Genomic DNA, 13,803 nt, shown 5'->3' on the forward strand with positions numbered 1-13,803 from the left:
CGCTGATCGCGTCATCGTTCACGCGAGGGAGCGTTTTAGTGGCCGATCAGGCAACTGCGCAAGAATTCGACATCCTGGTACTCGGTGGCGGCAGCGGCGGGTACGCCGCGGCGCTGCGGGCGGTACAGCTGGGCCTTACCGTCGGCCTCGTGGAGAAGGGCAAGCTGGGCGGCACCTGCCTCCACAACGGCTGCATCCCCACCAAGGCCCTGCTGCACTCTGCAGAGCTGGCCGACCACGCCCGTGACTCCGCCAAGTACGGCGTGAACGTCACCCTCGACAGCATCGACATCAACGCTGTCAACGCCTACAAAGACGGCATCATCGCCGGCAAGTACAAGGGCCTGCAGGGACTCATCAAGTCCAAGGGCATCACCGTCATCGAGGGTGAAGGCAAGCTGCAGGGCACCGACACCGTCGTTGTGAACGGCACCGCCTACAAGGGCAAGAACATCGTCCTGGCAACCGGCTCCTACTCCCGTACCCTGCCGGGCCTGGAAATCGGCGGCAAGGTCATCACGTCGGACCAGGCCCTCACCATGGATTACATCCCCAAGAGCGCCATCATCCTCGGCGGCGGCGTCATCGGCGTCGAGTTCGCCTCAGTCTGGAAGTCGTTCGGAGTGGACGTCACCATCGTCGAAGGCCTCCCCTCCCTCGTTCCCAACGAGGACGCCACGATCGTGAAGAACTTCGAGCGTGCCTTCAAGAAGCGCGGCATCAAGTTCTCCACCGGCGTGTTCTTCCAGGGCGTCGAGCAGAATGACGACGGCGTCAAGGTCACCCTCGTGGACGGGAAGACCTTCGAAGCCGACCTGCTGCTGGTTGCCGTTGGCCGCGGCCCCGTCACCGCCAACCTGGGCTACGAGGACGCGGGGATCACCATTGACCGCGGCTTCGTCATCACCAACGAGCGCCTGCACACCGGCGTCGGCAACATCTACGCGGTGGGCGACATCGTTCCCGGCGTGCAGCTGGCGCACCGTGGTTACCAGCAGGGCATCTTCGTTGCCGAGGAAATCGCCGGCCTGAAGCCGGTGGTCGTCGAGGACATCAACATCCCCAAGGTCACCTACTCCGAACCCGAAATCGCCACGGTTGGCTACACCGAGAAGGCTGCCAAGGAAAAGTTCGGCGACGACCAGGTCCAGACCCAGGAGTACAACCTGGCCGGCAACGGCAAGAGCTCCATCCTGGGCACCTCCGGACTGGTCAAGCTGGTCCGCCAGAAGGACGGCCCCGTAGTTGGCGTCCACATGATCGGCGCCCGCATGGGCGAGCAGGTGGGCGAGGCCCAGCTGATCGTGAACTGGGAAGCCTACCCGGAGGACGTCGCCCAGCTGGTGCACGCCCACCCCACCCAGAACGAGGCACTCGGCGAAGCCCACCTGGCGCTGGCCGGCAAGCCGCTGCACGGCTGATTTTCCACAGTATTACCAGGCCCGGTGCGCCCGGCCGCGCAGGCCGGGTGCACTAGGCTTCCACCATGGCAGCAATCATTCGCACTAAAGATCAATAAGGAGAACGGGGACGACATGTCTGAATCCGTTAACTTGCCCGCCCTCGGTGAGAGTGTCACCGAAGGAACCGTCACCCGCTGGCTCAAGCAGGTAGGTGACCGGGTAGAGGTGGACGAGCCGCTGCTCGAAGTCTCCACCGACAAAGTAGACACTGAAATCCCCTCTCCCGTAGCTGGCGTGATTGAAGAAATCCTGGTCGCTGAAGATGAGACCGCCGAGGTAGGCGCACCCCTGGTGCGCATCGGCGACGGCTCCGGCGGCGGTTCCGCACCCGCCGAAGAAGCCCCTGCGCAGGAAGCACCGGCCCAGGAAGCACCCGCACCTGCCGAGGAAGCACCGGCCCAGGAAGCACCGGCCCAGGAAGCTCCTGCCCAGCAGGCACCGGTGGCCGGCGGCGAGAGCCACGACGTCACCCTGCCCGCGCTCGGCGAAAGCGTCACCGAGGGCACCGTCACCCGCTGGCTGAAGGCCGTAGGCGACTCCGTTGAGGTGGACGAGCCGCTGCTCGAGGTGTCCACCGACAAGGTGGATACCGAAATTCCGTCTCCGGTGGCAGGCACCCTGCAGGAAATCCGGGTCAACGAGGACGAAACCGCCGAGGTCGGCTCCGTGCTCGCCGTTATTGGCTCCGGCGCTCCCGCTGCTGCGGCTCCGGCTCCGGCTGCCGCACCCGCTCCCGAGGCCCCTAAGCAGGAGGCGCCGAAGCAGGAAGCCCCCAAGCAGGAAGCTCCTGCACCGGCTGCGGCTCCCGCCCCTGCACCTGCGGCGGCTCCCGCCCCGGCTGCAGCACCCGCTGCACCCGCAGCCCAGGAGGCAGCCCCGGCCGGCGGTTCCGAGTCCGGCTACGTCACTCCCCTGGTCCGCAAGCTCGCCAACCAGCACGGCGTTGACGTCTCCTCGCTGTCCGGCACCGGCGTCGGCGGTCGCATCCGCAAGCAGGACGTCCTCGCCGCGGCAGAGGCAAAAGCCGCTCCCGCAGCAGCTCCGGCTGCAGCACCTGCCGCGTCCGCTCCGGCCGCTTCCGGTGCTGCTGCTTCCTCCCTGCGCGGCACCACCCAGAAGGCTCCGCGCATCCGCCAGGTCATCGCCCGCCGCATGCGCGAATCCCTTGAGGTCTCCACGCAGCTGACGCAGGTCCACGAGGTGGACATGACCAAGGTTGCCAAACTCCGCCTCAAGGCCAAGAACTCCTTCCAGGCCCAGAACGGCACCAAGCTGACGTTCCTGCCCTTCATTGCCAAGGCTGTGGCCGAGGCCCTCAAGCAGCACCCGAAGCTTAACGCTGCGTACGACGAAGACAAGCAGGAAATCACGTACCACAACGCCGAGCACCTGGCGATCGCCGTCGACACCGACAAGGGCCTGCTGGTTCCGGTCATCGCCGACGCCGGCAACCTGAATCTTGCTGGCCTCGCCGGCAAGATCGCCGACGTCGCGTCCCGGACCCGCGACGGCAAGATCGGCCCGGACGAACTGTCCGGCGGCACGTTCAGCATCACCAACATCGGTTCCGTTGGTGCCCTGTTCGACACCCCGATCATCAACCAGCCACAGGTGGGCATCCTGGGCACCGGCGCCATCGTCAAGCGGCCCGTCGTGGTTTCTGACGAGAACGGTGACGACTCGATCGCCATCCGCTCCATGATGTACCTGTCCCTGACGTACGACCACCGCCTGGTGGACGGTGCCGACGCCGGCCGCTTCCTCCAGACCTTGAAGGCGCGCCTGGAAGAGGGCGCCTTCGAAGCCGACCTGGGGCTCTAGCCTCCACGGCAAAGACAACGACGGCGGTGCCGGCGCAGGTGGGAAACCATCCGTGCCGGTGCCGCCGTCGCGGTTTTAACCAACGCACCCGTTCCCGGAGCTGCCGTGGCGTGGCTTTGCTACGGGCCGTAGAACTGACTGGCTAAGCTGGTGCCATGACTATTCTCTTCAACATCCTGGTCTTCCTGCACGTCGTGGGAGCCGCCATGATCGTGGGCTACTGGATTGCCACGATGCGGACCCCCACCGTCCACCCCCGCCAGCGCGACGGCGCGTTCCTGCAGCTCCTTACCGGCATCGCCATGATGGGCATCCTGCCGTTCCTCCCGGACAAGGATCCCAACTACGCCAAGCTGGGCATCAAATTCGTCATTGCCGTCGTCGTGGCAGTCCTGGCCGTCATCGGAACACGCAAGGTCAAGAACGGGCAGCCCGTCTCTACCGGCCTGGCCCACGGCGTGGGCGGCCTGGCACTGGTCAACGTGGCCATCGCCACTATCTGGCAGTAGCCCCGCACCAGCCGGCCCTACGCATCCGTCCGGTCATTATCCTCTGAGAGCGGACAACCCGTGCACCGGAAGGACGTGGTCCCTAGGATGGGAAACGGCGGGCCCGGCCGCGGGTGCCCGGCCCGGATTCGAACCGACGTTGAGGAGAGACATGGCGACAACACGCAACGCGCACACTGTATGGACCGGAAGCCTGACGGAGGGTTCGGGCAACACCACCCTGGACAGCTCCGGCCTGGGCACCTTCGATGTCACCTGGAAGGCGCGCACCGAGGCCGCCGGCGGAAAGACCAGCCCGGAAGAGCTGATCGCCGCCGCACACTCGGCATGCTTCTCCATGGCGTTCAGCCACGAACTGAGCCAGGCCGGCTTCACGCCCGAGGAAGTCAACACCAAGTCCGAGGTCGGCTTCCAGCCGGGGACCGGCATCACGGGCAGCCACCTGACTCTGAATGCCCGCATTCCCGGCATTTCGGAGGAGGACTTCCAGCGGATCGCCGAGGCCGCGAAGAAGGGCTGCCCGGTCTCCCAGGCCCTCGCCGGGATCGAGATCACCCTGGATGCCACGCTGCAGGCCTAAGCCTTGCCGGCATAGACCACACACCAAAAGGCCCTGCCCCGCCGGAAGTCCGGCGGGGCAGGGCCTTTTGGTGTGTCCCGAAGAACCTAGGCAGACGTCTCCGCCTGGCCGGCCTGCCGGCGGGCTGGCAGCGGCGCAGGCTTCAGGCGGCGGTATCCAGAGCGGGCCGGCGGACGGTCGGTGGGCAGTTCCTGGATCATTTCCTTGAGTGCACCGATGCCGTACTCCAGCTGGGGATCGCGGCCGGCGGCGTAGGCGTGCGGCGGGTAAGTCACCTCGATGTCCGGGTCCACGCCGTAGTTTTCGACGCTCCAGCCAACACCGCCGCCGAACCAGGTGGCGTACCGGGGCTGGGTGACTCCCGTGCCGTCGGCCAGGGAGAACCGGTTGTCGATTCCCACCACGCCACCCCAGGTCCGCGTCCCGATGACCGGCCCGATCCCCCGCAGTTTGGAGACCTGGGTGATGATGTCACCGTCCGAGCCGGCGAATTCGTCGGCGAGGATGATGACCGGCCCGCGCGGAGCGTGGTGCGGATACGTCCGGGGCTTCTCCCCGCGCGGCATGCTCCAGCCGGTGACCTTGCGGCCGATCAGCTCAGCGACCAGCTGGGACGTGTGTCCGCCGCGGTTCCGGCGCACATCGACAATGAGTCCGTCCAGCGCGGTTTCGGTGTCCAGGTCCCGGTGCAGCTGGGCCCAGCCGTTGGCCATCATGTCCGGAATGTGGAGGTAGCCGAATGTTCCGTCCGAGGCCTCGCGGACGGTGCGCCGGTTGCCGGCGACCCATTCCTGGTACCGCAGCCGTTCCTCGTCCTTGACAGGCACGACGGCGACCCGCCGCTGGGTGCCTGCAGCGCCGCCGTGTCCCGGGCCGTTGAGCAGGGTCAGCTCCACTGCGCGTCCGGCCGCACCCACCAGCTGCATGGCGGGGGTGACGGCCTGTGACAGGGGGACACCATCGATGGCAAGGAGGATGTCCCCTGCCTTGGCGCTGACACCGGGCCGGGTCAGCGGCGAGGTGGCGAGCGGGTCGGAGGACTCACCGGCCAGGATGCGGGTGATCTCCCAGCCCTGCGGTGTGTGGGTAAGGTCGGCGCCGAGGCGGCCCTGCCCGCGGCTGCCCCGCTCGGTCACTGCGGCCGGGCGCACGTAGGCGTGGGACGTGCCGAGTTCGCCGTGCAGCTCCCACAGCAGGTCCACCAGGTCATCGTGCGAGCCGAGGCGGTCCACCAGGGGACGGTACCGGGCGCGGATCGACTCCCAGTCCTGGCCGGCCATGTCTTCGGTCCAGAAGAAGTCGCGCTGCAGGCGCCAGGCTTCATCGAACGCCTGTCCCCAGACGCTCAGCGGGTCCAGCAGGACCCTGATCCTGCCCAGGTCCACCTTGACGGCCTTACCGGATTCCTCATCCGCCTTGGCATCGGATGGAACGGCAGTGACCTGCTTGTCGGAGACCAGGACCACCTTGCTGCGGTCCCCGGAGAGGCGGTAGCTGTCCACGGCGTCCACCAGCGTGGCTTGCTTGCGGCGGGCGACGTCGTAGCGGACCAGGCTGGGGCGGGCGTCCTTGTCCTCCTGGCTGGCCTTGCCGTCGCCGGTCACGCCGGCCAGGACGGAGTCGAGCCACAGCAGTCCGCCGTCCACGGCCTTCAGTGAGCTGTAGTTGCCCTGGGGTACGGGAACCCCAATGACGCGGTGCGCCAGGCCTTCCGGGTCGACGTGGACCGCTGCCGCGCCGTCCTGCTGACCTTCACTTGCATCCGCGCTGTCCTTGACGGCTTCGTGTGCGATCTCCTCGCCGGCAGGATCCACCGACGGGCCAAAGGGCGACGGCGTGTCAGCCGCGAGTGCCACCAGGTAGGGCTTGATGGGGCTGGGGAAGGAAAGGTCGAACGAGTGCCCGTCGTAGACCGGATCGAAGCTGCGGTTGGACAGGAACGCCAGGAACTTGCCATCCGGGGTGAACGACGGTGAGGCGTCACGGAAACGGCCGTCAGTAACCTCCACGGGGTCGGCATCGAGGCGGTCCACGGTGGCCAGGCGCAGGCGGCTGCGCGAGCCGAAGGAGGTGACCGGTTCCGACCACGCCAGCCAGCGCGAGTCCGCGGACCAGGCCAGCTCGGAGATGCTGCCTTCGCCGATGCTGGCAACGCGCGTGAGGCTGCCGGTTCGGGTGTCGGCCACGTGGACGTCGCCGAACGAGGTCCCGAGTGCTATCCACCGGCCGTCCGGGCTGGCTTCGAGCGAACTGGCGCGCGACGGCGTGGGGACGGTGATGCCGGGGGGCGCCGTGTCCTCCGTGTTTTCCGCGGCGGCCGTCGAGTCCTGCGGGGCGACGTCTGCCTGCTGGTCGTCGTCGGCGGGAACATGCTGGTTTCCGTCCGCAAGGACTGCGGCGCCGGAGGCCGGGACCGGTTGCGGCAGGCTGGGCGTTTCCGGGCCTTCGGCGCCTGTTGTTCCGGCGTCGGCCGGGTGGTCCGCCGCAGCTTCCTGGCCCCCTGCCGTCACCTGCTGGGCACCGTGCGGGACGGGTCCTGCGATGTCCTTGATGTGCAGCGCCTCGACGCCGTCGTGATCGGCAACGTAGGCGATGCGGCCGTCGCCCAAGGGCCGGGGCAGGCGCCCGCGGACACCCGGGGTTGCCTCGATGATGCGTGAAGGCCCGTCCTTGTGGCGCACCCAGTGGATGGTTCCGTGCGATTCGACAGCGCTGGCGGCGCCGGTGGTATCGGGTGCCACGGCGCCGAGGTGCTTTGCCGCGTCCAGGAGGGCCGGACGCCTGGTCTGCGAGGCAGAGCCCAGGGAGATCTCCAGCTTGACCGCGTCCGAACCGAGGTCGTTCAAGACCCAAAGTTCACCGGCGGATTCAAAGATGACCCGTTTGCCGTCGGTGGCCGCGTGCCGGACGTAGAAGTCCTGATGGTCGGTGTGCCGGCGCAGGTCCTGTCCGTTGGGCAGCACCGAGTAGAGGTTGCCGTAGCCCTCATGGTCGGAGAGGAAGGCGATCCGGCCATCCACCCACAGGGGGTCGGCGAGGTTGCCGTCCAGGTCGGGCAGCAGGCGCTCGAATTCCCCGTTGCCGTCGTTGTCGATCCACAGCTTTCCGGCCGTACCGCCGCGGTACCGCTTCCACCATGCCGGTTCGCGGGACAGCACGGTCCCCAGCACCACCGGACGTTCGTCGCCCACCTCGGGGCCGAACGCCACGGATTCAACCGGACCGTACGGCAGTTCCTCCGCCCACCCGCCGTCCAACGGGACAATGTAAGCGTAGGTGTGCCGGCTTTCAGCCTGCCGGAAGGCGCTGGTAACCACCACGGAGCCGCCGGCGGTGAACCCCTTGACCCTGGTGCTGCTGTGCCCGAAGTACGTGAGCTGCCGGTATTCGCCGCCGTCGACCTGTGCCGAGACAACCTCCGGCGCCGTGCCCTGCACCACTGTCCACACCAGTCGCTTGCCGTCCGGGGTGAACCGCGGGTTGCGGGCGGGTAATTGGAGGGACGAGACGCGCCAGGCCCGGCCGCCGTCCAGGGGCGCGATCCAGACGTCGTCCTCGGCCACGAAAGTGACCAGGTCGCCGTGCAGATGCGGGAAACGGAAGTAGCTCGAGGAAGTCATCGTTCGATCATAGTCAACCACCGCCTGCCCCTGCGGGAGGTGCCGGAGCCGCGCTGGCGTGGTGAGATGGACCATGCACATCGTCATGGCCGGCGCCTCCGGGCTCATCGGCACCTCCATGTCCGCAGCCTTCCGCTACGCCGGCCACTCGGTGGTGACGCTGGTCCGCCGCGAGCCCGCGGGCGCATCAGAGATCAGGTGGGATCCGGCGGCCGGCGTCCTGGACCCCGGCGCACTTGCCGGCGCCGACGCCGTCGTCAACCTGGCCGGAGCCGGCATCGGCGACAGGCCCTGGACACGGCGCAGGATCGAGGAGCTGTTCAGTTCGCGGCTGGCGCCCACCAGGACCCTGGTGCAGGCCATGGCTCGGCTGGAGGCCCCGCCCGCCACCTTCATCAGCCAATCAGCCTCAGGCTATTACGGCGACGCCGGCAACACGGTCCTGCGCGAGGACGCACCTGCCGGTTCAGGCACCCTGGCACAGATCTGCATCGAGTGGGAACGCGAAGCCAACCTGGCGCCAGCGGGTGTCCGCGTCGTGACGCCCCGCACCGGGGTGGTATTCAGCCGTTCCGGCGGAGCATTGGGCAAGCTGCTCCCCCTGTTGCGCCTGGGCGTGGGCGGCCCGTTCGGCAACGGCCGCCAGTTCTGGCCGTGGGTGACGCTTCCGGATGTCTCGGCCTCCTTCCTGTTCCTCCTAGAATCCCAGGTGGCAGGGCCCGTGAACGTCGCGGCACCCGGGCAGGCGGACGTCAATGCGATCGTCGCGGCACTGGCGCGGGCCCTGCACCGGCCTGCCGTGCTGCGGGTTCCGGCGCCCGTGCTGCGGACCGTCATGCCCGGCCTCGCCGAAGAGCTTCTGTTGTTCAGCCAGCGGATGGAGCCTGCAGTTTTGTCGGCTGCCGGCTTCCGGTGGCAGCACGGGAACCTTGACGCCGCAGCCCGCTGGGTGGCCGGGAAGGACAACGCCGGCTGACCCGGTGCTCCGGTGCGGCAGCCCCTGCCCGCGGGCGGTCAGCCACCCGGAAGGATGTCGCTGATCCTCCACCGGCCGTCGACGGACACCAGGACCAGCCTGAGCCGCTGCGCCGGGCTGGCCGGCCCTGTAGCCAGCACCTCGTCTTCCGGGCCCACGGCCTGGTAACCCGAGGAGGCGGAGGTCAGCTGCACGACGGCATAGTCCTGCGTCGACCCGGGTTCTGGCGTGACATCCGAGACCTTCGTGGCGAAACCGTCGAGGCGCTGGCGGGAAGCACCCAGAGGCCCGGCAATGTCCTGGTCAGCGGCCGCCGCGGGCGAACCGGGCGCGTTGACGGCGGACAGCAGATCCAGGCTGCCGGCAGAGAAGGCATAATCCCGCAGCGCGGCGAGCCCCCGCACAGCCACCGCAGGATCGGCAGCCGCAGCTTGCTGCCGGGCCTCGGCCAGCGCGTCGACAGGGCCACGCCCGGCGTCATGGCCTGGCGCGGCCGGTAAATGGGGAACGCCAGCAGCGGACGGCAGGCCCGGCGCGGCGTCGCCGAGCCCCGGTCCTGCACCGGCGGAAGCGGCCAGCCACCACATCCCAGCCGCCGCCACGCCCACTGCCGGCAAGGCAAGCCGGGCCGGCAGCCGCGGAATATGCAGTGCCCGGACCCCTGCAGGGCCGGCCGCATGCTTCCCATGCGACGTTGCTTCGGCCTGCGGCGAACGCACGGGGCGGATCCGGGCGCGCGCTGCCGGGCCCGGCCACCGCACGATGGAGACCCTCCGCCGCAGTCTCCGGAGCCTCGTACCCAGCGCGGTACCCTTCGCTTCGGCGGGGATACTGCGGCGGGTGAGCAGCTCCGGCAGGACCGTTGGATGGACGGCACCCGAGAGGTCAAGCGGCAGCGCCTCCGCACTGCGGAAGACGGCAGTACCCAGCGCCATGGCAGTGGGCCGCAGCCGGCGGTCCTCGTTCAACCCTTGTTCGAGGGCTGCGGCAAGCTCCTTAGGTACACCGGGAACCAGCAAGGACAGCGGCGGGCGGTCCAGCGTGCGGCCGGGCGCTTCGCCAGTCAGGCAAAACCAGCCAATCGCAGCCAGCGAGAACACATCGCGCCCGGGCTGAAGCCCCGCGCGGGCGGCATCAACCGGCGACGGGTCAACGAAGCCGCCGGTTCCAGGCATTACCGCACGGCCGGGATCGCCGAGCATCCGGGCGACACCGACGTCGGAAAGCATCGGTTTCCCCTGCCCGGTGAACAGGATGTTCCCGGGCGCCACGTCCGAGTGCGTGAACCCCTGGGCGTGCAGGTACCCCAGGGCCTGCGCAATGGGAGTCAGCACGGTGATGCTCTCCCCCACGCTGAGGCTGCCCCGGGATGCCACCAACTGCGCCAGCGAACCGCCCGCGGCGAAGTCCAGGGTCAGGGCTGTCCGCGGTGCGGGCCCGGCGACGCGCACGGCATCGTGGGCCCTGATGAGGTGCGGGTGGTCCAAGACGGAGAGGATGCGGATTTCCCTGCGCATCTCCTCCTCCGGCAGGGCCTCGTCCGGGGCACGGCCGGCCGGGGCACGGAAGCATTTCAGCGCGAAGTCCCTGCCCGTGCGCTGTTCCCTGGCCAGCCACACATCCGCGCTGCCGCCGCGGCCCAGCAGCCGGCCGACGTCGTAGCCGGGGACTTCCGGAGCCTGTGCACCATCCATGCTCCATGTCTATCGGAATCCCGGGCGCGCTGCAGAAGTTATCCACAGGCCTTGGCCGCTGCAGTCACATTGGGTGCCGCCGGTGAGCTTGGACACTAAACCGGGCCGGGACGGCTTCGGGGTCTAAGCTGGATCCCATGACTCTTGAGTTTTCACGGCTGGGTCTTGCCCCCGACTTCGTTGACTACATGGAAGGCTGGGAAGCCCAGCGCGAGCTCCATGACAAGGTTGTCGCCGGAGTTGCCCCCAGCACAGTCCTGCTCCTGGAGCACGCAGCCGTTTATACGGCCGGCAAGCTCACCGAGGACCACGAACGGCCGTTTGACGGCACGCCGGTCGTCGCGGTGGACCGCGGCGGCAAACTCACCTGGCACGGCCCCGGGCAACTGGTGGCCTACCCCATCCTGAAGCTGAAGAACCGCGCCGGCATCCGCGACTACGTGGAACGCCTCGAAGACATCATGATCACGGTCATGGCGGACTACGGCATCACGGCGGAACGCATCAAGGGGCGCGCAGGCGTCTGGATCAAGGCGGACGCCAACGGTCCCGACCGCAAGATCGCCGCCATCGGCATCCGGGTCTTGAACGGCGTCACCATGCACGGCATCGCCATCAACTGCAGCAACGACCTCGCCCCCTACGGCCAGATTATTGCCTGCGGCATCACCGACGCAGGCGTGACCACCATGTCCTTGGAAACAGGACAGGACATCCGTCCGGCCCACATCGTGGACCGGTTCGTGGAGGAATTCCACAAGCACGAAGAAGCATTGGTTTCGAGCCCTGAAGGAGCTCTACTGTGACATTGGCACCTGAAGGCCGGAAGATGCTGCGGATCGAGCAGCGCAATGCTGCCGTTCCGGTGGAGCGGAAGCCGGAATGGATCAAGGCCAAGGTCCAGATGGGCCCGGAGTTCGTCGGGCTGAAGAACCTGGTCAAAAAAGAAGGCCTCCACACCGTCTGCGAAGAAGCCGGCTGCCCCAACATCTTCGAATGCTGGGAAGACAAGGAAGCGACCTTCCTGATCGGCGGGTCCGAATGCACCCGCCGCTGCGACTTCTGCCAGATCGACACCGGCAAACCCTCCCCCGTGGACATGTTCGAACCCACCAAAGTGGCCCGCTCCGTCCAGTCCATGCAACTGCGCTACGCCACCGTCACCGGCGTCGCCCGCGACGACCTCGAAGACGAAGGCGTCTGGCTCTACGCCGAAACCGTCCGCAAGATCCACGAACTGAACCCCGGCACCGGCGTCGAACTGCTCATCCCCGACTTCTCCGGCAACCCCGACCACATCAAAGCGATCTGCGACTCCGCCCCCGAAGTCTTCGCCCACAACGTCGAAACCGTGCCCCGGATCTTCAAACGCATCCGGCCCGCGTTCCGCTACGACCGCTCCCTGGACGTCATCACCCAAGGCCGTAACCTGGGCATGGTCACCAAATCCAACCTCATCCTGGGCATGGGCGAAACCCGCGAAGAAATCTCCGAAGCCCTCCGCGACCTCCACGACGCCGGCTGCGACCTGATCACCATCACCCAATACCTCCGCCCCTCCGAACGCCACCTCCCCGTGGACCGCTGGGCCAAACCCCAGGAATTCGTCGACCTCCAGCACGAAGCCCAGGAAATCGGCTTCCTCGGCGTCATGTCCGGCCCCCTGGTCCGCTCCTCCTACCGCGCCGGCCGCCTCTGGGCCACCGCCATGCGCAAAAAAGGCCGCGACATCCCCGCCGAACTCACCCACATCGCCGACGGCATCCAAGACTCCGGCACCACCCGCCAAGAAGCCAGCACCCTCCTGGGAGCACGGTCCTGACGTGACCCCGCGCTGATTGGACACAGGGCCGGACACCGGAGGATTCCGGCGTCCGGCCCTGGCGTTTATGTCACGTAGAATTGAGGCACTATGGCTAAATCCCCTGACTCCAGCAACTCCACCCCGGCGGGCCCAAGCGCGGTGAAGCGCGGCCTGTTCTCGCGCAAGCCGAAGGAAGCGAAGGCCAAGAAGCCCAGCAGGCTCAAGCAGATCGGCGAGGTCTTCACCATGACCCGCCGCCACGACCCCATGGTTCCGTGGCTGATGCTCCTGGTGTTCCTGGGCGTTGTGGCTGTGAGCTTCCTGGTGGGCTTCTGGCTGGATAACTGGATCACCGGCCTGATCATCGGTATTCCGCTGGGCCTGCTGGCAGCAACCTTCATTCTCTCCCGCCGCGCAGAACGCGCAGCGTTCGCACAAATCGAAAACCAGCCCGGCGCCTCCGGTGCCGCGTTGGGCACGCTGCGGCGTGGCTGGATCACCGAGGAACAGCCTGTGGCTGTCAACCCCCGCACGCAGGATGCCGTGTTCCGCGCGGTAGGCCGTCCCGGCGTCGTCCTTGTCAGTGAAGGCCCCACCCACCGCGTGAAGCCCCTGTTGGATGCCGAGCGCAAGCGCCTCGCACGGATCCTGCCCAACGTTCCGGTCCACACGATCCAGACCGGGCACGGCGAAGGCCAGGTGCCGCTGAGCCAGGTGGCCAAGAAGATGGGCAAGATGAAGAACGAACTGACCAAGCTGGAGGTCAGCACCGTGTCCAAGCGCATCGCATCCATGGGCACCCGGCTGCCGATCCCCAAGGGCATCGACCCGTACAAGGCCCGTCCCAACCGCGGACGCTAGCTGGCCGAACGCCCCGGTACCGGCACAGCCGGCCGCCGGGGCGTTTTTGCATGCCGCCGAAACGGCGTCCACCGTACGACGAACCGGACAACCTACCAACGACAGGAACACCACCATGCCGCTGAGGACCACCGTGATCCGGGCTTTCCGGATCCTCGCCATCGCCGAAGCCTGCAGCTGGGCAGCACTGCTGGCCGGGATGTACTTCAAATGGATCGCCGGAACCACCGAACTTGGCGTCCAGGTGGCGGGCCCGGTCCATGGCGCGCTGTTCATCGGCTACGGTTTGGCAGCGCTCACGCTATGGCGCGTGCAGCGGTGGCCCTTCAGGGTGGCGGCGCTGGCAGGTTTCTCGGCGATCTTCCCGTTCGCGACCATCCTTTTCGAGCGCTGGGCCGGACGCCGCGGCTACCTTGGTGCGCCCATGCCGGAGAGTACGCCGGGCACCCTCACGTCCAACCGCACCTGACAAGCG

11 protein-coding genes are annotated in these 13,803 nt (G+C 67.7%); 9 read left to right on the forward strand and 2 right to left on the reverse strand.

Annotated elements, in window-relative coordinates; genetic code table 11:
- The first annotated feature begins 38 nt into the window (after window positions 1-38).
- The 4 genes from lpdA to QRM95_RS18760 all read left to right on the forward strand — a co-directional run bounded on the left by lpdA (window position 39) and on the right by QRM95_RS18760 (window position 4,373).
- Window positions 39-1,421: a dihydrolipoyl dehydrogenase gene (lpdA, locus tag QRM95_RS18745; RefSeq protein ID WP_109864052.1), complete on the forward strand. Its 1,383-nt coding sequence runs from the start codon at window positions 39-41 to the stop codon at window positions 1,419-1,421.
- 114 nt (window positions 1,422-1,535) lie between these two features.
- Window positions 1,536-3,284 carry a 2-oxoglutarate dehydrogenase, E2 component, dihydrolipoamide succinyltransferase gene (gene sucB / locus QRM95_RS18750; RefSeq protein ID WP_285248956.1) on the forward strand — a complete coding sequence of 583 codons (1,749 nt, stop codon included), beginning with the start codon at window positions 1,536-1,538 and terminating at the stop codon, window positions 3,282-3,284.
- 155 nt (window positions 3,285-3,439) lie between these two features.
- Window positions 3,440-3,793 carry a hypothetical protein gene (locus QRM95_RS18755; protein ID WP_018761078.1) on the forward strand — a complete coding sequence of 118 codons (354 nt, stop codon included), beginning with the start codon at window positions 3,440-3,442 and terminating at the stop codon, window positions 3,791-3,793.
- A 151-nt stretch (window positions 3,794-3,944) separates the two neighbouring features.
- Window positions 3,945-4,373 (forward strand): OsmC family protein, encoded by a 429-nt coding sequence (locus QRM95_RS18760; RefSeq protein ID WP_018761077.1) that lies wholly within the window; start codon window positions 3,945-3,947, stop codon window positions 4,371-4,373.
- A gap of 86 nt (window positions 4,374-4,459) precedes the next feature.
- On the opposite strand, the gene QRM95_RS18765 is transcribed toward QRM95_RS18760, so the two are convergent.
- Complete coding sequence (locus tag QRM95_RS18765; RefSeq protein WP_285248957.1) at window positions 4,460-7,993, reverse strand: S41 family peptidase; 3,534 nt, start codon at window positions 7,991-7,993, stop codon at window positions 4,460-4,462.
- 73 nt (window positions 7,994-8,066) lie between these two features.
- Here QRM95_RS18765 and QRM95_RS18770 point away from each other — a divergent pair, with 73 nt between their 5' ends.
- Window positions 8,067-8,969, forward strand: coding sequence for a TIGR01777 family oxidoreductase (locus QRM95_RS18770; RefSeq protein WP_285248958.1), 903 nt, complete (start codon window positions 8,067-8,069; stop codon window positions 8,967-8,969).
- Window positions 8,970-9,007: 38 nt separating this feature from the next.
- Here QRM95_RS18770 and QRM95_RS18775 read toward each other — a convergent pair whose 3' ends face one another.
- On the reverse strand, window positions 9,008-10,663 hold the full coding sequence (locus tag QRM95_RS18775; RefSeq protein ID WP_285248959.1) for a serine/threonine-protein kinase: 1,656 nt from the start codon (window positions 10,661-10,663) through the stop codon (window positions 9,008-9,010).
- Window positions 10,664-10,800: 137 nt separating this feature from the next.
- Here QRM95_RS18775 and lipB point away from each other — a divergent pair, with 137 nt between their 5' ends.
- From lipB to QRM95_RS18795, 4 genes are all read left to right on the forward strand, one after another.
- Window positions 10,801-11,469, forward strand: coding sequence for a lipoyl(octanoyl) transferase LipB (lipB, locus tag QRM95_RS18780; RefSeq protein ID WP_285248960.1), 669 nt, complete (start codon window positions 10,801-10,803; stop codon window positions 11,467-11,469).
- Window positions 11,466-12,485 (forward strand): lipoyl synthase, encoded by a 1,020-nt coding sequence (gene lipA / locus QRM95_RS18785; RefSeq protein WP_285248961.1) that lies wholly within the window; start codon window positions 11,466-11,468, stop codon window positions 12,483-12,485. The genes lipB and lipA overlap by 4 nt, the downstream gene beginning before the upstream one ends.
- 90 nt (window positions 12,486-12,575) lie before the next feature.
- Window positions 12,576-13,328 (forward strand): DUF4191 domain-containing protein, encoded by a 753-nt coding sequence (locus tag QRM95_RS18790; RefSeq protein ID WP_018763580.1) that lies wholly within the window; start codon window positions 12,576-12,578, stop codon window positions 13,326-13,328.
- A gap of 115 nt (window positions 13,329-13,443) precedes the next feature.
- Complete coding sequence (locus tag QRM95_RS18795) at window positions 13,444-13,797, forward strand: DUF3817 domain-containing protein (protein ID WP_285248962.1); 354 nt, start codon at window positions 13,444-13,446, stop codon at window positions 13,795-13,797.
- Window positions 13,798-13,803: the final 6 nt, after the last annotated feature.

It is taken from the genome of Pseudarthrobacter sp. efr-133-R2A-89 (genome assembly GCF_030209315.1).
Classification (GTDB): Bacteria; Actinomycetota; Actinomycetes; order Actinomycetales; family Micrococcaceae; genus Arthrobacter.

What these genes read in the sequence shown, in the direction of transcription:
- sucB (WP_285248956.1), top strand. Translation starts at nt 1,536, where the DNA reads ATGTCTGAATCCGTTAACTTGCCCGCCCTCGGTGAGAGTGTCACCGAA.
- QRM95_RS18755 (WP_018761078.1), top strand. Translation starts at nt 3,440, where the DNA reads ATGACTATTCTCTTCAACATCCTGGTCTTCCTGCACGTCGTGGGAGCC.
- QRM95_RS18760 (WP_018761077.1), top strand. Translation starts at nt 3,945, where the DNA reads ATGGCGACAACACGCAACGCGCACACTGTATGGACCGGAAGCCTGACG.
- QRM95_RS18765 (WP_285248957.1), bottom strand. Translation starts at nt 7,993, where the DNA reads ATGACTTCCTCGAGCTACTTCCGTTTCCCGCATCTGCACGGCGACCTG.
- QRM95_RS18770 (WP_285248958.1), top strand. Translation starts at nt 8,067, where the DNA reads ATGCACATCGTCATGGCCGGCGCCTCCGGGCTCATCGGCACCTCCATG.
- QRM95_RS18775 (WP_285248959.1), bottom strand. Translation starts at nt 10,663, where the DNA reads ATGGATGGTGCACAGGCTCCGGAAGTCCCCGGCTACGACGTCGGCCGG.
- lipB (WP_285248960.1), top strand. Translation starts at nt 10,801, where the DNA reads ATGACTCTTGAGTTTTCACGGCTGGGTCTTGCCCCCGACTTCGTTGAC.
- QRM95_RS18790 (WP_018763580.1), top strand. Translation starts at nt 12,576, where the DNA reads ATGGCTAAATCCCCTGACTCCAGCAACTCCACCCCGGCGGGCCCAAGC.
- QRM95_RS18795 (WP_285248962.1), top strand. Translation starts at nt 13,444, where the DNA reads ATGCCGCTGAGGACCACCGTGATCCGGGCTTTCCGGATCCTCGCCATC.